The 17,078-nt window shown below is 64.7% G+C and carries 15 protein-coding genes and 2 pseudogenes; 9 read left to right on the top strand and 8 right to left on the bottom strand.

What is annotated here, in order from left to right; translation table 11 throughout:
* The first annotated feature begins 132 nt into the window (after positions 1 to 132).
* Positions 133 to 2,488, top strand: a pseudogene (locus ACQKPE_RS22955) (response regulator).
* Here the strand turns inward: ACQKPE_RS22955 and ACQKPE_RS22960 are convergent.
* Complete coding sequence (locus ACQKPE_RS22960; RefSeq protein WP_427668987.1) at positions 2,478 to 2,966, bottom strand: glutathione peroxidase; 489 nt, start codon at positions 2,964 to 2,966, stop codon at positions 2,478 to 2,480. The pseudogene ACQKPE_RS22955 and the gene ACQKPE_RS22960 sit on opposite strands and share 11 nt — an antisense overlap.
* A gap of 13 nt (positions 2,967 to 2,979) precedes the next feature.
* Positions 2,980 to 3,375, bottom strand: a complete 396-nt coding sequence (gene msrB / locus ACQKPE_RS22965; protein ID WP_427668988.1) for a peptide-methionine (R)-S-oxide reductase MsrB — start codon at positions 3,373 to 3,375, stop codon at positions 2,980 to 2,982.
* A gap of 168 nt (positions 3,376 to 3,543) precedes the next feature.
* Between msrB and ACQKPE_RS22970 the strand changes: the two genes are divergently transcribed.
* Entirely contained in the window at positions 3,544 to 4,755 is a 1,212-nt protein-coding gene (locus ACQKPE_RS22970) for a pyridoxal phosphate-dependent aminotransferase (protein WP_375101985.1), read from the top strand.
* A gap of 217 nt (positions 4,756 to 4,972) precedes the next feature.
* Positions 4,973 to 5,860: a protease HtpX gene (gene htpX / locus ACQKPE_RS22975; RefSeq protein WP_427668989.1), complete on the top strand. Its 888-nt coding sequence runs from the start codon at positions 4,973 to 4,975 to the stop codon at positions 5,858 to 5,860.
* A gap of 57 nt (positions 5,861 to 5,917) precedes the next feature.
* Here the strand turns inward: htpX and ACQKPE_RS22980 are convergent, their stop codons facing one another.
* Positions 5,918 to 6,568, bottom strand: a complete 651-nt coding sequence (locus tag ACQKPE_RS22980; RefSeq protein WP_427668990.1) for a thiopurine S-methyltransferase — start codon at positions 6,566 to 6,568, stop codon at positions 5,918 to 5,920.
* A gap of 101 nt (positions 6,569 to 6,669) precedes the next feature.
* Here ACQKPE_RS22980 and ACQKPE_RS22985 point away from each other — a divergent pair, with 101 nt between their 5' ends.
* Positions 6,670 to 7,437, top strand: a complete 768-nt coding sequence (locus ACQKPE_RS22985) for a DODA-type extradiol aromatic ring-opening family dioxygenase (protein ID WP_427668991.1) — start codon at positions 6,670 to 6,672, stop codon at positions 7,435 to 7,437.
* 69 nt (positions 7,438 to 7,506) lie between these two features.
* Here the strand turns inward: ACQKPE_RS22985 and ACQKPE_RS22990 are convergent.
* Positions 7,507 to 9,223 (bottom strand): annotated as a pseudogene (locus ACQKPE_RS22990) (DEAD/DEAH box helicase).
* Between the two features lie 263 nt (positions 9,224 to 9,486).
* Positions 9,487 to 10,242 (bottom strand): spermidine synthase, encoded by a 756-nt coding sequence (locus tag ACQKPE_RS22995; RefSeq protein ID WP_427668992.1) that lies wholly within the window; start codon positions 10,240 to 10,242, stop codon positions 9,487 to 9,489.
* A gap of 112 nt (positions 10,243 to 10,354) precedes the next feature.
* Here ACQKPE_RS22995 and ACQKPE_RS23000 point away from each other — a divergent pair, with 112 nt between their 5' ends.
* A complete protein-coding gene (locus ACQKPE_RS23000) occupies positions 10,355 to 11,701 on the top strand; it encodes a class II 3-deoxy-7-phosphoheptulonate synthase (protein ID WP_427668993.1) in 1,347 nt (448 codons plus the stop codon).
* On the opposite strand, the gene ACQKPE_RS23005 is transcribed toward ACQKPE_RS23000, so the two are convergent.
* Together ACQKPE_RS23005 and ACQKPE_RS23010 are read right to left on the bottom strand one after the other, a co-directional pair.
* Complete coding sequence (locus tag ACQKPE_RS23005) at positions 11,682 to 12,899, bottom strand: winged helix-turn-helix domain-containing protein (protein WP_427668994.1); 1,218 nt, start codon at positions 12,897 to 12,899, stop codon at positions 11,682 to 11,684. The genes ACQKPE_RS23000 and ACQKPE_RS23005 overlap by 20 nt on opposite strands.
* 48 nt (positions 12,900 to 12,947) lie before the next feature.
* A complete protein-coding gene (locus ACQKPE_RS23010) occupies positions 12,948 to 13,163 on the bottom strand; it encodes a DUF1127 domain-containing protein (RefSeq protein ID WP_427668995.1) in 216 nt (71 codons plus the stop codon).
* 97 nt (positions 13,164 to 13,260) lie between these two features.
* Between ACQKPE_RS23010 and ACQKPE_RS23015 the strand changes: the two genes are divergently transcribed.
* Positions 13,261 to 14,112, top strand: a complete 852-nt coding sequence (locus ACQKPE_RS23015; protein WP_427668996.1) for a LysR substrate-binding domain-containing protein — start codon at positions 13,261 to 13,263, stop codon at positions 14,110 to 14,112.
* Between the two features lie 5 nt (positions 14,113 to 14,117).
* Here ACQKPE_RS23015 and ACQKPE_RS23020 read toward each other — a convergent pair whose 3' ends face one another.
* On the bottom strand, positions 14,118 to 14,867 hold the full coding sequence (locus ACQKPE_RS23020) for a sulfite exporter TauE/SafE family protein (RefSeq protein WP_427668997.1): 750 nt from the start codon (positions 14,865 to 14,867) through the stop codon (positions 14,118 to 14,120).
* A 119-nt stretch (positions 14,868 to 14,986) separates the two neighbouring features.
* Here ACQKPE_RS23020 and ACQKPE_RS23025 point away from each other — a divergent pair, with 119 nt between their 5' ends.
* The 3 genes from ACQKPE_RS23025 (at position 14,987) to ACQKPE_RS23035 (ending at position 17,012) form a co-directional block, all read left to right on the top strand.
* Positions 14,987 to 15,940, top strand: coding sequence for a LysR substrate-binding domain-containing protein (locus ACQKPE_RS23025; RefSeq protein ID WP_427668998.1), 954 nt, complete (start codon positions 14,987 to 14,989; stop codon positions 15,938 to 15,940).
* Between the two features lie 58 nt (positions 15,941 to 15,998).
* Entirely contained in the window at positions 15,999 to 16,454 is a 456-nt protein-coding gene (locus ACQKPE_RS23030) for a MarR family winged helix-turn-helix transcriptional regulator (RefSeq protein WP_427668999.1), read from the top strand.
* Positions 16,455 to 16,583: 129 nt separating this feature from the next.
* Positions 16,584 to 17,012 carry an organic hydroperoxide resistance protein gene (locus tag ACQKPE_RS23035; protein WP_427669000.1) on the top strand — a complete coding sequence of 143 codons (429 nt, stop codon included), beginning with the start codon at positions 16,584 to 16,586 and terminating at the stop codon, positions 17,010 to 17,012.
* Positions 17,013 to 17,078 lie beyond the last annotated feature (66 nt).

The following is a 17,078-nucleotide window of genomic DNA, read 5'->3' on the forward strand; positions in this document are numbered from 1 at the left end:
GTACCTCGCCGTATTCGAAATCGGCGGGGTACCTGAGGGAGCGGGCTTGCCCCGCGATGGGCCGGCACCGGCCCCAAAGAAAGATCAATCGAAACAACAGACAGACCCGCCAGCAGCCGAGGTTGATCGGCTATGCTTGCGCAGCGCAAAGAGCGTTGGAACCGGCTCGGGAAACATGGATATCAAGTTCACCAATCGCCTGTCATACAAGCAAGCCCGATTGACAGTCCTGGTCGGCTTCATCCTGGGAACCTTGCTCAGTCTCATCCAGATCGGCATCGATTATGCCAGCGAAGACGCTTCCATCAACCGTGAAGTGCAAGCGCTGCTGAAAATCAGCCACGACCCGGCCTCGCGCATTGCCTACAACATCGACGCGGAACTGGCCAAGGAGCTTACCGGCGGCCTGTTGCAGTCACCGGCGGTGATCCGCGCGCGGCTGATCGACAACAACGATACCGTGCTGGCCGACGTCCAGCGCTCGCGCGAGGAAGACCGCTACCGAGCCCTGAGCGACTTCCTGTTCGGCGAGCAGCGCCAGTTCCGCGACCGCCTGTTCCTGGCGCACATGCCCGACGAGTATCTCGGCACGCTGTACCTGGAAATCGACACCTACGCCTTCGGCAGCCGCTTCCTCGACCGCGCCGGGGTCACCCTGCTCAACGGCTTCACCCGCAGCCTGGTACTCACCGGCATTCTGCTGGCGCTGTTCTACATGATGCTGACCAAGCCACTGGTCACGGTGATCGGCGCGCTCAGCAGCAGCGACCCGCGCCAGCCCGGGCGCACGCGGCTGGAATACCCCCACGGCCACGAGCACGACGAGATCGGCGTGCTGGTCAAGGTCGCCAACCAGCAGTTCGTCAGCATGGCCACCGAGATCCAGCAGCGGCGCAGCGCCGAGAACCGCCTGACGCAATACCTCAACGAGCTGGAAGACATCGTCTCGGCGCGCACCGACGAGCTGAAGGCCAGCAACACCCGCCTGAGCCAGTCCAACCAAGAGCTGGAGGAAGCCCGTCGGCGCGCCCTGGACATGGCCCAGGCACGCGCCGCCTTCCTGGCCAACATGAGCCACGAGATCCGCACCCCGCTCAACGGCATGCTGGGCATGATCGCGCTGGCCCTGGACAGCGGCCTGACCGCCGAGCAGCGCCAGCAGCTGTCGATCGCCCACGACTCGGGCAAGGTGCTGGTCGAGCTGCTCAACGATATCCTCGACTTGTCCAAGTTCGACGCCGGCCAGCTGGAGCTCGAACGCATTCCCTTCGACCTGGGCGCGATGGTCGAGGACACCGCCAACCTGCTGTCGCAGAATGCCGCGCCCAGCGTCGAGCTCACTTGCCTGGTGACCCCGGACTTCCCCGCCATGGTGCTGGGCGACCCCACCCGGGTGCGGCAGATCGTCAGCAACCTGTTGTCCAATGCACTGAAATTCACCCGCTTCGGCCGCGTCGACGTGCGCCTGTCGACCATCGTCGGCGGGGTGCGCCTGGAGGTCTGCGATACCGGCATCGGCATTCCCGAAGAGGCCCAGGCGCGAATCTTCCAGCCCTTCACCCAAGCCGGCGCCGGCATCACCCGCCAGTATGGCGGCACCGGGCTGGGCCTGACGCTGACACGCAACCTGTGCAAGGCCATGCAAGGCCACCTGCACATTCATTCCGAGAGCGGCTTCGGCAGCCGCTTCAGTGCCGACCTGCCCCTGCTAAGCCACAGCGAAGCGGCGCACCCTGCGCAGTTGCAAGGGCATGTGGTGGTACTGAGCAATGCCAGCAGCGGCCTGGCGGAATTGCTGGAAGGTCTGCTACCCGACTGGGGCCTGGAGTATGAACGTCGCGACAACGCCGACGGGCTGGAAGGCGCGCCCCTGGACCTGCTGATCACCGACGACGTGGAACACCTGCTCGACCTGCGCCCTGGCATCAAGGCGCCGATCCTGCTGGTGACCGCCTACGGCAACTTCCTGCCTGGCGAGGAAGCCACGCGCCTGGCGCCACTGCACCAGTTGGCCCGCCCGCTGGCGCGCAATGCGCTGTACCAGATCCTGCGCCGTACCCTGCAGGGCGAGCCCAGTGCGCCACTGGCCCATGAGGCCGGCAAAGGCCTGGAGCGTCGGGCGCGAATCCTGCTGGTCGAGGACAACCCGGTGAACCAGTTGGTAGCCAAGGGCATGCTGGGCAAGCTCGGCTGCCAGGTGCAGGTCGCCGCCCATGGCGGGGAAGCCCTGGAGATGCTTGAGCACGAAGGGTTCGACATGGTGCTGATGGACTGCAACATGCCGGTGATGGACGGCTACGAGGCCAGCCGGCGCATTCGCCAGAGCGGGCGCTGGCCAGACCTGCCGATCGTCGCGCTGACCGCCAACGCCATGCCCGAGGAACGCGACCGTTGCCGCGCCGCGGGCATGGACGACTATCTGGCCAAGCCGTTCCGCCGCGAGGAGCTGCTGGCGCTGATCGACCAGTGGGTGCCGGTCAGCGGCTGAGCAGCGCCTCGACCGAGGCCTTGATCGCCTCAGGCTTGGTGGTGGGGGCGTAGCGGGTGACCTTGCCGCTGGCCGGGTCGATGAGGAACTTGGTGAAGTTCCACTTGATTTTCTGCGTACCGAAAAGGCCCGGCGCACGCTGCTTCAACTCGACGAACAGCGGGTGGGCACCGGGGCCGTTTACCTCGACCTTGCGAAACAGCGGGAAGCTCACGCCGAAGTTCAGCTCGCAGAACTGCGCGATCTCCTTGGCATCGCCCGGCTCCTGCTTGCCGAACTGGTTGCACGGAAAGCCCAGCACCACCAGGCCCTGCTCGCGGTATTGCTGCCACAGCTGCTCCAGGCCCTTGTACTGCGGGGTGAAGCCACACTGGCTGGCGGTGTTGACCACCAGCAGTGCCTTGCCGGCGAAGTCGCCGAGGGTTTTCTGCTCGCCGCTCAGGGTCACGCAGGGCAGGTCCAGCAATGCGTCTTGCATGTCGAGGCTCCGTTCAGTCACGCGGTTTGAGGTCGATGCATACCGAGTTGATGCAGTAGCGCAGGCCGGTCGGCGGCGGGCCGTCGGGGAACACGTGGCCCAGGTGCGCGTCGCACTGGGCGCAGGTGACTTCGGTGCGGATCATGCCATGGGAGGTGTCGCGGATCTCGACCATCGCGCTATCCTCGATCGGTGCGTAGAAGCTCGGCCAGCCGCAGCCGGAATCGAACTTGGTCTGCGCATCGAACAACGGCAGGTTGCAGCAGATGCAATGGTAGATACCGTCGCGGCGCTCGCTGTTGTACTTGCCGCTGAACGGCCGCTCGGTGCCTTTGAGGCGGCACACCTGGTACTGCGCCGGGTCGAGCATGGCGCGCCATTCTTCCAGGGTTTTCTCGATCTTGTGCATGGGTGGACCTCGGCAGGCTGAATTTCACCCTGCGCTGGCTTTTCCACAGCGCGGGTGGCACGTATATTAGTTGGCTTGTGTGCAGACGCTCAGTCTGGCACCCGCGCGCCGTCCTTTTCAAACCTTTTGACGGCCGCGCCCCGCGACTTATCCAATCGGGATCACATCATGCAGTTCAGCAAATCGAACAAGCTCGCCAATGTCTGCTACGACATTCGCGGCCCGGTGCTCAAGCACGCCAAACGCCTGGAAGAGGAAGGCCAACGCATCCTCAAGCTGAACATCGGCAACCCAGCGCCCTTTGGCTTCGAGGCGCCGGACGAAATCCTCCAGGACGTGATCCGCAACCTGCCCACCGCCCAGGGCTACAGCGACTCCAAAGGCCTGTTCAGCGCGCGCAAGGCGGTCATGCAGTACTGCCAGCAGAAGCAGATCGACGGCGTCGGCATCGAGGACATCTACCTGGGCAACGGGGTGTCCGAGCTGATCGTGATGTCGATGCAGGCACTGCTCAACAATGGCGACGAAGTGCTGATCCCGGCGCCGGACTACCCGCTGTGGACCGCCGCCGTGAGCCTGGCCGGCGGCAAGCCGGTGCACTACCTGTGCGACGAGCAGGCCGACTGGTTCCCGGACCTGGACGACATCAAGGCCAAGATCACCCCGAACACCAAGGCCCTGGTGATCATCAACCCGAACAACCCGACCGGTGCGGTGTACTCCAAGGAACTGCTGCTGGGCATGCTGGAGCTGGCGCGCCAGCACAACCTGGTGGTGTTCTCCGACGAGATCTACGACAAGATCCTCTACGACGAGGCCGTGCACATCAGCACCGCGTCCCTGGCCCCCGACGTGCTGTGCCTGACCTTCAACGGCCTGTCCAAGTCGTACCGGGTGGCGGGCTTTCGCTCCGGCTGGCTGATCATCTCCGGGCCCAAGCAGCACGCCCAGAGCTATATCGAAGGCATCGACATGCTGGCCAACATGCGCCTGTGTGCCAACGTGCCGTCGCAGCACGCCATCCAGACCGCACTGGGCGGCTACCAGAGCATCAACGACCTGGTGCTGCCCAATGGCCGCCTGCTGGAGCAGCGCAACCGCACCTACGAGCTGCTCAATGCCATTCCTGGCGTGAGCTGCGTCAAGCCCATGGGCGCGCTGTACGCCTTCCCGCGGATCGACCCGAAGGTGTGCCCGATCTTCAACGACGAAAAATTCGTGCTCGATTTGCTGCTGTCGGAAAAACTGCTGGTCGTCCAGGGCACCGCGTTCAACTGGCCATGGCCCGACCACTTCCGCGTGGTCACCCTGCCACGGGTCGACGACCTGGAACAGGCCATCGGCCGGATCGGCAACTTCCTGCGCACCTACCAGCAATAAAGGCCATCTGCCATTTGCGGGCGATTCCATTTGCCCGCAAATGGGTTAGATGAATTCTTACATCCTGCAACGCTCTATCCCACAGCTCCCGCGCCACCCTCTGCCATACTCCCCGGTACACAGTTTGAAATAGTCGACCGGTTGAATCGTTGTGCCCGCCCCCTTATATACCCCCGCAGAACGCTAGATTTTCGTCCGTCAGGAGAACGTAACAACCATGATGCGCATTCTGTTGTTTGTGGCCACCAACCTTGCGGTGGTGCTGGTTGCAAGCATTACCCTCAGCCTGTTCGGCTTCGACGGGTTCATGGCCGCCAACGGCGTCGACCTGAACCTGAGCAGCCTGCTGGTATTCTGCGCCGTGTTCGGCTTCGCAGGCTCGCTGGTCTCGCTGTTCATCTCCAAGTGGATGGCGAAGATGAGCACCGGCACCCAGATCATCACCCAGCCGCGCACTCGCCACGAACAGTGGCTGCTGCAAACGGTCGAGGAGCTGTCCCGCGAGGCCGGTATCAAGATGCCCGAGGTGGGTATCTTCCCGGCCTACGAGGCCAACGCCTTCGCCACCGGCTGGAACCGCAACGACGCACTGGTAGCGGTGTCGCAAGGCCTGCTGGAGCGCTTCTCGCCCGATGAGGTGCGCGCGGTACTGGCCCACGAGATCGGCCACGTGGCCAACGGCGACATGGTCACCCTGGCACTGGTGCAAGGCGTGGTGAACACCTTCGTGATGTTCTTCGCACGCATCATCGGCAACTTCGTCGACAAGGTGATCTTCAAGAACGAAGAAGGCCAAGGCATCGCCTACTACGTCGCGACCATCGTCGCCGAGATCATCCTGGGCATCCTGGCCAGCATCATCGTCATGTGGTTCTCGCGTCGCCGCGAATACCGCGCCGACGAGGCCGGCGCCCAGCTCGCCGGCACCGCCGCGATGATCAGCGCGCTGCAGCGCCTGCGCGTGGAACAAGGCATGCCGGTGCACATGCCCGACACCATGAAGGCCTTCGGCATCAATGGCGGCCTGAAGCAGGGCCTGGCCGGCCTGCTGATGAGCCACCCGCCGCTGGAGGATCGTATCGAGGCGCTGCGCCGCCGCGGTTGATTGCCCGCTGCAACGAAAAAAGGCGACCCCTGGGTCGCCTTTTTTCATGCCCCACCCTCAGCGGGCCAGCCGATATACCCGCTCCACCAGGCTCGACACCCCGGCCATCTGGAACTTCGGGCTCTTCTCGATAACCTGCGGCGCCTCCAATTCATCCAGCTGCCAGCCCTCGAAACCGCGCCGCACCTCATCGTCCAGCACCGAGAACGGCGGGCCGTCGCTCAGCGCCTGGTCGTACTCCAAGGTCACCAGCAAGCCCTTGCAGGTCGCGGGCAACACCGCCGATAGCAGCGCCATGTAACGCTCACGCATCGACGGCGGCAATGCAATCAGTGCCGCTCGGTCATAGAGCCCGCTGCAATCGGCCAGGTCCTGCGCTTGCAAGGCGAAGAAGTCGCCGCACCACAGCTCCACCTCACCACTGCGCCACACCTCGAACGCGCCCTGCTGTGTCACCTGCGGCGTCAGCTCGTGCTCAGTGAAGAAATCCTCCACTGCCCGCCGCGACAGCTCGACGCCCAGCACCCGGTGGCCCTGCCCGGCCAGCCAGGTGAGGTCCAGGCTCTTGCCGCATAGCGGCACCAGCACGCGGCTGCCGGGGGCCAGCGCCAAGCCCGCCCAATGCGCTTGCAAATACGGATTCACCTTGACCTGGTGGAAACCGATCTGGTGGTCCGCCCACCGCTTGTGCCAGAACGCCGGCTCCATGAATGCTCCCGATTTTTCGATAGTTAACGTGCAAAACTTGCGCTGGATACTGATGGATAGCTGCCCGAAGATGACAGCATCTTAACCTGCGGAACCTCACCATGCTGCCCAGCCTGTTCATCTCCCACGGCTCACCCATGCTTGCCCTGCAACCCGGTGCCAGCGGCCCGGCCCTGGCAGCGCTGGCGGCCGGGTTGCCGCGCCCCAAGGCCATCGTGGTAGTGTCGGCGCACTGGGAAAGCCGCGCCCTGCAAGTGATGAGCACGGCACAACCGCCCACCTGGCATGACTTCCGCGGCTTCCCGGCAGCCTTGCATGCCGTGCAGTACCCCGCCCCCGGCGAGCCGGAACTGGCCCAGCGGGTCATCGACCTGCTGGCGGCCGCCGACCTTCCGGCCAGCCGCGACAACCAGCGGCCCTTCGACCATGGCACCTGGGTGCCGCTGTCGTTGATGTACCCGGACGCCGACATCCCGGTGCTTCAGGTTTCGCTGCCCAGCCATTTCGGCCCCGCGCTGCAAGTGCGCGTCGGCGAGGCGCTGAAGCCCCTGCGCGAAGACGGCATCCTGCTGGTCGGCTCGGGCAGCATCACCCACAACCTGGGCGAGTTGAGCTGGCAGGCCGGGCCAGAGGTGATCGAACCCTGGGCCAAGGCGTTCCGCGACTGGGTGGCGCAGCGCCTGGAAGACGATGACCGCACCGCACTGCTGGATTATCGGCAACAAGCACCCCACGCGGCGCGCAACCACCCCACTGACGAACACCTGCTGCCGCTGTTCTTCGCAATGGGCGCGGGCGAACGATTCTCCCTGGTACACCAAGGCTTCACCCTGGGCGCGCTGGGGATGGACATCTACCGGTTCGATTGAGCGCGCCCTGCCACAGACGCAAAAAAAATCCCCGGCCTAGACCGGGGATTTTTCATTGCCGCGCCAGGATCAATCCTCGCGGTAGCGGCGCAGCTTCAGCTGCTTGCCGGCGACGCGGGTGTCCTTGAGCTTGGTGAGCAGACGCTCCAGGCCTTCTTCCGGCAGCTCGACCAGGCTGAAGCTGTCGCGCACCTGAATACGACCGATCGCATCACGAGCCAGGCCACCTTCGTTGAGGATCGCCCCCAGCAGGTTCTTGGCAGCGATACCATCGCGGGCACCCAGGGCGGTACGGCAACGCACGCGGCCTTCACCCAGCGGCATCGGCGCGCGACGCTCGCGGTCGCCACGATCGCTGCGCTCACCACGCTCGGCGCGGTCAGCAGTGCTGCGCTCACGCGGGGTGTGGGTCGGCACCAGCGGCTGCTCACGCTCTACCGCTGCCAGGTCCAGCGCCTGGCCATTGGTGGCCTTGCGCAGCAGGGCCGAAGCCAGTGCACGCGCGCTGCAACCCAGGTCGGCGGTCAGGCGGTCGAACAGCTCGCCATGGCTGGCCTCGGACTCGGCCACCAGCGGCGCCAGGCTCTTGGTCAGCTTCTTGATGCGTGCATCGAGCACCGCTTGCGGGTTAGGCAGGCGCGCTTCGGCAACCTTCTGCCCGGTCACGCGCTCGATCACTTGCAGCATGCGGCGCTCACGCGGAGTGACCAGCAGCAGCGCACGGCCTTCGCGACCGGCACGGCCAGTACGGCCGATACGGTGTACGTAGGACTCCGGGTCGTACGGCATGTCGACGTTGAACACGTGGGTGATGCGCGGTACGTCCAGGCCACGGGCAGCGACGTCGGTGGCGACGACGATGTCCAGGCGGCCATCCTTGAGCGAGTCGATCACGCGCTCACGCTGGTTCTGGGCGATGTCGCCGTTCAGCGCGGCAGCCTTGTAGCCCTTGGCTTCCAGCGCGGCGGCCAGGTCCAGGGTGGCTTGCTTGGTGCGCACGAAGGCGATCAGCGCGTCGAACTCTTCCACTTCCAGCAGACGCAGTACGGCCGGGATCTTCTGGTCGGCATGGACCATCAGGTGGGCCTGGTCGATCGCGGTAACGGTCTGGGTCTTGCTCTGGATCTTGACGTGCTTCGGCTCGCGCAGGTGACGCTCGGCGATACTGCGGATCGAAGACGGCAGGGTGGCGGAGAACAGCACGGTCTGGCGCGAAGCCGGGATGGCATCGAAGATCACTTCGAGGTCGTCCATGAAGCCGAGCTTGAGCATCTCGTCGGCTTCGTCCAGTACCAGGTACTGAACGGTGGACAGCACTTTCTCGTCACGGCGCAGGTGGTCGCACAGGCGGCCTGGGGTGGCGACGACGATCTGCGCGCCGTTGCGGATGGCGCGCAGTTGCGGGCCCATCGGCGCGCCGCCGTACACGGCCACCACGTTAACGCCCGGCATCTGCTTGGCGTAGGTTTCGAAAGCGGTAGCTACTTGCAGCGCCAACTCACGGGTTGGCGCCAGGATCAGGGCTTGCGGTTCGCGCTTGCTCACGTCGATCTTGTTGAGGATCGGCAGGGCGAAGGCAGCGGTCTTGCCGGTGCCAGTCTGCGCCTGGCCGATCATGTCGTGACCGGCGAGGATGATCGGGATCGACTGTTGCTGAATGGCCGACGGCTCTTCGTAGCCAGTCGCCAGAACGGCGGCAACAATGTTCGGATTGAGTTCGAGAGCGGCGAATCCGCCGGTTTCCTGGGTCATGGGTCTGCCTCTATGTGCATCCGCAAAGACCCATGCTCCAAAGCTGCACATGCCTTGAAAGACCCGAAGGTCACCCAGGCAGCTTTGGCGGCGGGGATTTGCGAAAACGATTGAAAAAGAAAACGTGGGAAAGTCCGCCTAGCGGACGTGCAGCCGAAGCTGGACTCGGAGGGTTTGCACCACCTGATTTTGCGGTCCGCTAAAAGACCGGCGCGTACTATATACGAAATAGTGTTGATCCGTGAGAAATTTTTCACAGATCGTGGCCAGTATCCGGGAAGCGGCTGAAACGTTTCTTCAGGTCGCTGGACGAACCTCCCGGATCAAGTACTCCAGCGAATACCCCAGCCGCGTCGCCAGCGCCCCAGCTCGCGCCCGCAGCCCATCGAGGTCCAGCGTCTGCTCCAGGTCCGCCGGCACCAGCAGGATCACATTGCCCTCTTTCACCGGCAGCTCCCAGTAATGGCGGTGATACAGGCCGCGCAACAGCGCCGCGCCCAAGGGCCTGCCATCGTCGCTGGCCCATTGGTTGATGACCAGCCAGCCCCCCGGGTTGAGCTGCTTCTGGCAGTTTTCCAGGAAACCCCAGGCCAGGTGGCCGACACCTGGCCCGTGGTCGGTATAGAGGTCGACGAAGATCAGGTCGGCCTGTTCGGCGCTGGGCAGCAGCTCCAGGGCATCGCCCACCCGCACGTAGAGCCGTGGGTCATCGTCCAGGCCCAGGTATTCCATGGCCAGGCGCGGCACATCCGGGCGCAGCTCGATGGCCTCGACATCTTCCAGCGGCAGGAACTTCAGGCACGCCTGGGTCAGGGTGCCAGCACCAAGGCCGAGGAACAGCGCGCTTTCCGGCTGTTCGTGGCACAGCGCGCCCACCAGCATCGCCCGGGTGTAGTCGTACTCCAGCCAGCTGGGGTCGGCGGTGAAGGTGCAGCTCTGCTCGATGGCGTCGCCGAACTCAAGGAAGCGGTAGTCCTCGACCTCGTACACACTGATGACGCCAAAGGCATCTTCCACCCGGGCCAGCAGCCGCTCTTCCCGCTCCGTCGCCATCACCTGCCCGCTCGTGCAAAAACGCGCATTGTCCGCCAATGCCTGCGGTGCAACAAGCGCAGCGGCACCTGATACCATGGCAGGCACGACAACGTCCGACACCGAGCCTGCAATGAACCAACCCTGGACCCCCGACAGCTGGCGCACCCTGCCGATCCAGCAGCAACCGACCTACCCTGACGCTGCGCACCTGCAACGGGTCGAGCAGGCCCTGGCCAGCTACCCGCCGCTGGTGTTCGCCGGTGAAGCCCGCGAGCTGCGCCGCCAGTTCGCCGAGGTCACCCAGGGCCGCGCCTTCCTGCTGCAAGGCGGCGACTGCGCCGAGAGCTTCGCCGAGTTCAGCGCGGCGAAGATCCGCGACACCTTCAAGGTGCTGCTGCAAATGGCCATTGTCATGACCTTCGCCGCCGGTTGCCCGGTGGTCAAGGTGGGTCGCATGGCCGGGCAGTTCGCCAAGCCGCGCTCGGCGGGCGACGAAACCATCGGCCAGGTCACCCTGCCCGCCTACCGCGGCGACATCGTCAACGGCATCGGTTTCGACGCCGCCAGCCGCGTGCCGGACCCCGAGCGCCTGTTGCAGGCCTACCACCAGTCCACCGCCAGCCTCAACCTGCTGCGCGCCTTCGCCCAGGGCGGTTTCGCCGACTTGCACCAGGTGCACAAGTGGAACCTGGACTTCATCGCCAACTCGGCCCTGGCCGACAAGTACCACCAGTTGGCCAACCGCATCGATGAAACCCTCGCCTTCATGCGTGCCTGCGGCCTGGACAGCGCGCCACAACTGCGCGAAACCAGTTTCTTCACCGCCCACGAAGCGCTGCTGCTGAACTACGAAGAAGCCTTCGTGCGCAGCGACAGCCTGACCGGCGACTACTACGACTGCTCGGCGCACATGCTGTGGATCGGCGACCGCACCCGCCAGCTCGACGGCGCCCACGTGGAGTTCCTGCGCGGGGTGCACAACCCGATCGGGGTCAAGGTCGGCCCGAGCATGAACACCGAAGAACTGATTCGCCTGATCGATGTGCTCAACCCGCAGAACGACCCGGGCCGCCTGAACCTGATCGTGCGCATGGGCGCCGGCAAGGTCGGCGATCACCTGCCGGGGCTGATCCGCAGCGTCGAGCGCGAGGGGCGCAAGGTGCTGTGGAGCTCCGACCCGATGCACGGCAACACCATCAAGGCCAGCAGCGGCTACAAGACCCGCGACTTCGCGCAGATCCTCGACGAGGTGAAACAGTTCTTCCAGGTGCACCAGGCCGAGGGCAGCTATGCCGGCGGCATCCATATCGAGATGACCGGGCAGAACGTCACCGAATGCATCGGCGGCGCCCGGCCGATCACCGAAGATGGCCTGTCAGACCGCTACCACACCCACTGCGACCCCCGCATGAATGCCGACCAGTCGCTGGAGCTGGCGTTCCTGATTGCCGAAACCCTCAAGCAGGTGCGTCGCTGAGCGCCTGACGCAAGCGGGCTGCCTCGTCGCGGGCGCAGTCCAGCCTGACCCGCTCCAGGCCCAGCCAACGCGCCAACCGCGCCAAGTGCCGGGCCAGGGCGTGGAACCCCGCCTCCTCCAACCCCTCGGGTTCCTCGTGCACGGCATGCACCGCCAACTCGCCACGGGCGCGTTCGGCGCGCAGGTCCACCCGCGCGGCAATGCGCTCGCCATACAGGAACGGCAGCACGTAGTAGCCATACACCCGCTTGGGCGCCGGGGTGTAGATTTCCAGGCGATAGCGAAAACCGAACAGGCGCTCGGTGCGGCTACGCGCCCAAACCAACGAATCGAAGGGCGACAGCAAGGCGCTGGCTTCGATGCGCCGGGGAATACGCGGCGTGCCGACGCAGTAGGCCGGCTGCTTCCAGCCCTGCACCGCACAGGCCTGCAAGCGGCCATCGGCAAGCAGCTCGGCCAGCGCCGCCTTGCTTTGCGCGGGGCTTAGCCGGAAGTAGTCGCGCAGGTCCTGTTCGGTCGCCACGCCCAAGGCCGTGGCGGCATGCAGCATCAGGCCCTGTTGCGCCTCGGCATCGCTGGGCGTGGGTTGCTCGAGGAGGGTCTTGGGCAGTACTCGCTCGGGCAGGTCGTAGAGGCGCTCGAAGCCACGCCGCCCCGCCACGGTCACCTGCCCTGCCGCGAACAGCCATTCCAGCGCGTGTTTTTCCTCGCTCCAGTCCCACCAGGGGCCGGCGCGCTCCTCACGGGTGGACAGGCTGCCCGCACCCAACGCCCCCTGCTCACGCACAGCCGCCAACACCCGGGCGATGACATCCTGACGCTCGCGGCCAAAGGTCGCCAGTTGCCGGTAGATACCCTCGCCCCGGGCCGCCTGGGCCATGCGCCAGCGCATGAGCGGGTACAGCGCCAAGGGCAGCAGCGAGGCCTCATGCCCCCAATATTCGAACAGTTGGCGCTGGCGGCCACGGCCCCAGGCAAGCTGGTCGAGCGCCGCCTGCGGGTAGTCGCCCAGGCGCGAGAACAGTGGCAGGTAGTGCGAACGCACCAGGGCGTTGACCGAATCGATCTGCACCACACCCAGGCGTTGCAGCATGCGTTTTATAGCCACGGCACTGGGGGCCGTATCGACCGGTTTGCCGAAGCCCTGTGCGGACAGGGCCAGGCGGCGGGCCTGCTTGAGGGAAAGGCTTGAAGACACTGCACGGCTCCTGGGTGGGTGAGCGGTCAGTGTAGTGTCATCAAGGCCTCACTTGCGCAGCGGGTCGTCCCAGAACGGGCGCTCCACTTCCAGCAAGGTGTCGGCCCGGCTCAAGCCCAGGTCGTGCAATGCCTCGTCGCTGAGGCTGGCCAACTGCCGACGCTGGCGCGCCAATTGATACCAGCGCGACACCTGATGAGCTGCTGCGCTCATGGCGTGGGTGAGGGAAAAGCTGTGCGAGTGATAGCTGACATGACCTTTCATCTTGAAGCCCTCCGTAAGAGATGGCTTCAGTCTCGCGCCAGGCTTAAGATCAAGCCAACGAATGTTTCTAATGCTATGCATCTATGAGATTGATGCTATGTCCCAATACCAGAGCCTCGATGCGGATGTGCTGCGCACCTTCGTTGCCATTGCCGAACAAGGTGGTTTCACCCGCGCCGGCGAAGTGGTCAATCGCACCCAGTCGGCCGTCAGCATGCAGATGAAACGCCTGGAGGAAGACATCCTCCAGCGCCAGCTGTTCGAACGCGACGGTCGCCAGGTGCGCCTGACCGCCGAGGGCCAGGTGTTGCTGGGCTATGCCCGGCGCATCCTCAAGCTGCATGGCGAGGTGTTCAATACCTTGCGCATGCCACACATGGTCGGGGTGGTACGCATCGGCACACCCGACGACTACGCCATGCGCTTTCTGCCGAACATTCTTTCGAGCTTCGCCCAGCGCTACCCGCTGATCCAGGTGGAGGTGCATTGCGAACCCTCGAAACAGCTGATGCAACGCCAGGACCTGGACCTGACCATCATCACCTGCGAGCCCGGTTCGGAAGTCGGCCAACTGCTGCGCCAGGAACGGCTGGTGTGGGCTGCGGCCCAGGGCTATTGCCCGCAGGAGCAGCGACCGATGCCGCTGGCCATGTTCAACACCGATTGCTTCTGCCGCTCCTGGGCCTGCAACGCTCTGGAGCAGCGGGAGATCGACTATCGCATTGCCTACACCAGCCCCAGCCTGGCGGCGATCTTCGCCATCGTCGGCGCGGGGCTTGCGGTGACGGCGCAGTTGCAGAGCCTGATCGGCGGCAACCTGCACATCCTCGGCGAAGAGCACGGGTTGCCGCAGTTGCCATTGGCCAATGTGATGCTGCTACGCAACCCCAAGAGCCAGTCGCCGATCACTGACAGCCTGGCCGACCATGTGGCCGAGGGGTTCCAGTAAAAGCCTCAGAGCTCGCAGGCCAGCATCACCGCACAGACGATCAGGAACCCGCAGAACAGCGTGCGCAGCACCTTCTCCGGCAGTGCGTGGGCCAGCTTCACGCCCCAGCTGATGCTCAGCAGCCCGCCCACGGCCAGCGGAATGCCTACGTGCCAGTCGACGCTCTGGTGGAAACCGTAGGTCAGCAGGGTCACCGCGGTGCTGGGCGCCGCCAGCGCAAGAGAGAGGCCCTGGGCCACCACCTGGGTGGTACCGAACACGCTGGTGAGGATGGGCGTCGCCACCACCGCCCCGCCCACCCCGAACAAGCCACCCATGGTGCCCGCGAAGGCACCCAGCACACCCAGCCAAGGCCAGGGGTAGCGCAGTTCGCTGCTGGGCGGTGCCACGCGCAGGAACATCCGCGCTACGTTCCATATCGCCAGCACCACCAGGAAGCCGACGAAGCCCACGCGCATGGAATGGGCATCCAACCCCACCGCCCAGATCGACCCCAACCAGGCGAACAGGAAACTGCACAGCGACAGCGGCACAGCGTGACGCAGTTCGATGCGGTTACGCTGGTGGTAACGCCACAGCGCCAGCAGCACGTTCGGCACCACCATCACCAAGGCAGTGCCTTGGGCCAGTTGCTGGTCGAGGCCGAACAGCACGCCCAATGCGGGGATGGCGATCAGCCCGCCGCCAATCCCGAACAACCCGCCCACAGTGCCCAAGGCAGCGCCCAAGGCGATGTACATCAACCACTCGATCATCAATGTCTCATCCGCTTACACCAGTTATCCAAGCATGCTAACCATTGCTTCCTGGCACGGAAACGCACAGCAGCGCACAATGGCTTTGCGTAACTCGCACAAGCAACCGATGAATTGCCATGAGCCCAGACCTTCTCACCGAACAACTCAGCCTGTTTCTCGACGTACTGGAGGCTGGCAGTTTCTCCGCCGCCGCCCGCCGCCACCCCCTGACGCCCTCGGCGGTGGCGCGGCGCATCGACAATCTGGAAAACGCGGTAGGTAGCCGCCTGTTCGTGCGTAGCACCCACGCGGTGCGCGTCACGCCGGCAGGCAAAGCATTCGCCGAGCGGGCGCGGCGTATTGTCGAGGAGCTGCGCCTGGCCCGCGCCGAAGCAGTGTCGTTGAGCAGCGCGCCGGAAGGCTTGATCCGCATCGACGCACCTGCGGCGTTCGGCCGCCGCCACCTGGCACCGGCAATCGCCGACTTCCTGGTCGCCTACCCCGGACTGGATGTGCAATTGCGGCTGATCGACAGCTTCGTCGACATGCACGGCAGCCACCTGGGCGAAGTCGACCTGGTGCTGCGTGCCGGCCCCATGGCCGATACTCGCCTGGTGGCCACGCCGCTGGCCTCGATGGTGCGCATCGCCTGTGCCAGCCCCGCCTACCTGGCCAGCCGCGGCGTACCCCGCACCCCCAGCGAGTTGCCCGAGCACGACGGCCTGGACTGGGACGGCCTGGCCCCGCCGTTCGCCTGGCGCTTCAGCGTCGATGGGCAATTGCGCCTGTACCGCCCGGCGCGCATGCGCATGGCCGCCAACAATGCCGAGGCACTGCTGTTCGGCGCCCTGGCCGGGCTGGGGGTGGCGCACCTGCCAACCTGGCTGATCAGTGAGTACCTGCTGCGCGGCGAGTTGTTGCCGCTGTTCTGTGAAAGCGGCCTGCCTGCGCCAGAAACCACGGGCATCTATGCACTGCGTCTGGAACATGAAACGAACTCTCGCAGCCGCTTGCTGCTCGAATTCCTCAAGAGCCGCTTCAGCCCGGTTCCACCCTGGGACCTGGCGCTGCGCAGCGAACTGCAAGGATGATTAGCGCACTAACCATGAGCGTGCTAGATTCTTAACCAAACGTTATTCAAGGACCAGCATGAACGCCGACAAACCAACCCCCTGCGACGATCTGCTGCTGGACAACCAGGTCTGCTTCGCCCTGCACTCCACGTCGCTGCTGATGACCAAGGTCTACAAACCGCTACTGCAGGCCCTGGGCCTGACCTACCCGCAGTACCTGGCCATGATCGTGCTGTGGGAACAGGACGGCCTGACCGTAGGCGAAATCAGCCAGCGCCTGATCACCGACCCCGGCTCGCTCACCCCACTGCTCAAGCGCCTGGAAAGCGAAGGCCTGCTCAAGCGTATCCGCAGCCGCGAGGACGAGCGCGTGGTGTTGGTGCAACTGACCGACAAGGGTCGCGACCTGCAATTGCAGGCCCAGCGCGTACCACAGTGCATCGTGAACGCCAGCGGTAGCACCCTGGAACGCCTACGCAAACTGCAAGCCGAGCTGTTGGATCTACGCGCCAGCCTGCAAAAAAACCTTTAGCGACTACGCTGTGCAATGCCTGTTGGATCGTGATTCAAAAAAATAACTTGCACGCCAAATAATTGCGCGCTAAGTTAAGCCCCATACCCACCCAGCGCCAAGGCGCACAGCACACACGCGAGGCTCAAGATGCAAAAGGTAACTCCCCTGTACATCGCAGAAGCAACCTCCACCGGCGGTCGCGATGGCAAGTCCAAATCCAGCGACGGCAAGCTCGAAGTCAAGCTGAGCACCCCCAAGGAACTGGGCGGCGCTGGCGGTGAAGGTACCAACCCTGAGCAACTGTTCGCCGCTGGCTACTCGGCCTGCTTCATCGGCGCCCTGAAGTTCGTCGCCGGCCAGGAAAAGAAAGCCCTGCCAGCCGACGCCTCGATCACCGCGAAAGTCGGTATCGGCCAGATCCCAGGCGGCTTCGGCCTGGACATCGACCTGCACATCAGCCTGCCAGGCCTGAGCCAGGGCGACGCTGAAGCCCTGGTGGAGAAAGCGCACCAGGTCTGCCCTTACTCCAACGCTACCCGTGGCAACGTCGATGTGCGCCTGCACGTAGCCGTCTGATCCACCGAGGGCCGCATCGCGGCCCTTACCGCCTGGATTGCAGGCACTAAAAAACCCGGCCAATGC

Origin of the sequence: Pseudomonas sp. NPDC089554, from assembly GCF_050280645.1 — a bacterium.
GTDB lineage: Bacteria > Pseudomonadota > Gammaproteobacteria > Pseudomonadales > Pseudomonadaceae > Aquipseudomonas.

Bases quoted from the DNA above. Each gene is read 5' to 3' on its own strand.
- htpX (WP_427668989.1), top strand. From the start codon at position 4,973: ATGATGCGCATTCTGTTGTTTGTGGCCACCAACCTTGCGGTGGTGCTG.
- ACQKPE_RS22985 (WP_427668991.1), top strand. From the start codon at position 6,670: ATGCTGCCCAGCCTGTTCATCTCCCACGGCTCACCCATGCTTGCCCTG.
- ACQKPE_RS23035 (WP_427669000.1), top strand. From the start codon at position 16,584: ATGCAAAAGGTAACTCCCCTGTACATCGCAGAAGCAACCTCCACCGGC.
- ACQKPE_RS22995 (WP_427668992.1), bottom strand. From the start codon at position 10,242: ATGGCGACGGAGCGGGAAGAGCGGCTGCTGGCCCGGGTGGAAGATGCC.
- ACQKPE_RS23030 (WP_427668999.1), top strand. From the start codon at position 15,999: ATGAACGCCGACAAACCAACCCCCTGCGACGATCTGCTGCTGGACAAC.
- ACQKPE_RS22960 (WP_427668987.1), bottom strand. From the start codon at position 2,966: ATGCAAGACGCATTGCTGGACCTGCCCTGCGTGACCCTGAGCGGCGAG.
- msrB (WP_427668988.1), bottom strand. From the start codon at position 3,375: ATGCACAAGATCGAGAAAACCCTGGAAGAATGGCGCGCCATGCTCGAC.
- ACQKPE_RS23010 (WP_427668995.1), bottom strand. From the start codon at position 13,163: ATGAAAGGTCATGTCAGCTATCACTCGCACAGCTTTTCCCTCACCCAC.
- ACQKPE_RS23000 (WP_427668993.1), top strand. From the start codon at position 10,355: ATGAACCAACCCTGGACCCCCGACAGCTGGCGCACCCTGCCGATCCAG.
- ACQKPE_RS23015 (WP_427668996.1), top strand. From the start codon at position 13,261: ATGTCCCAATACCAGAGCCTCGATGCGGATGTGCTGCGCACCTTCGTT.
- ACQKPE_RS23025 (WP_427668998.1), top strand. From the start codon at position 14,987: ATGAGCCCAGACCTTCTCACCGAACAACTCAGCCTGTTTCTCGACGTA.
- ACQKPE_RS23020 (WP_427668997.1), bottom strand. From the start codon at position 14,867: ATGATCGAGTGGTTGATGTACATCGCCTTGGGCGCTGCCTTGGGCACT.
- ACQKPE_RS22980 (WP_427668990.1), bottom strand. From the start codon at position 6,568: ATGGAGCCGGCGTTCTGGCACAAGCGGTGGGCGGACCACCAGATCGGT.
- ACQKPE_RS22970 (WP_375101985.1), top strand. From the start codon at position 3,544: ATGCAGTTCAGCAAATCGAACAAGCTCGCCAATGTCTGCTACGACATT.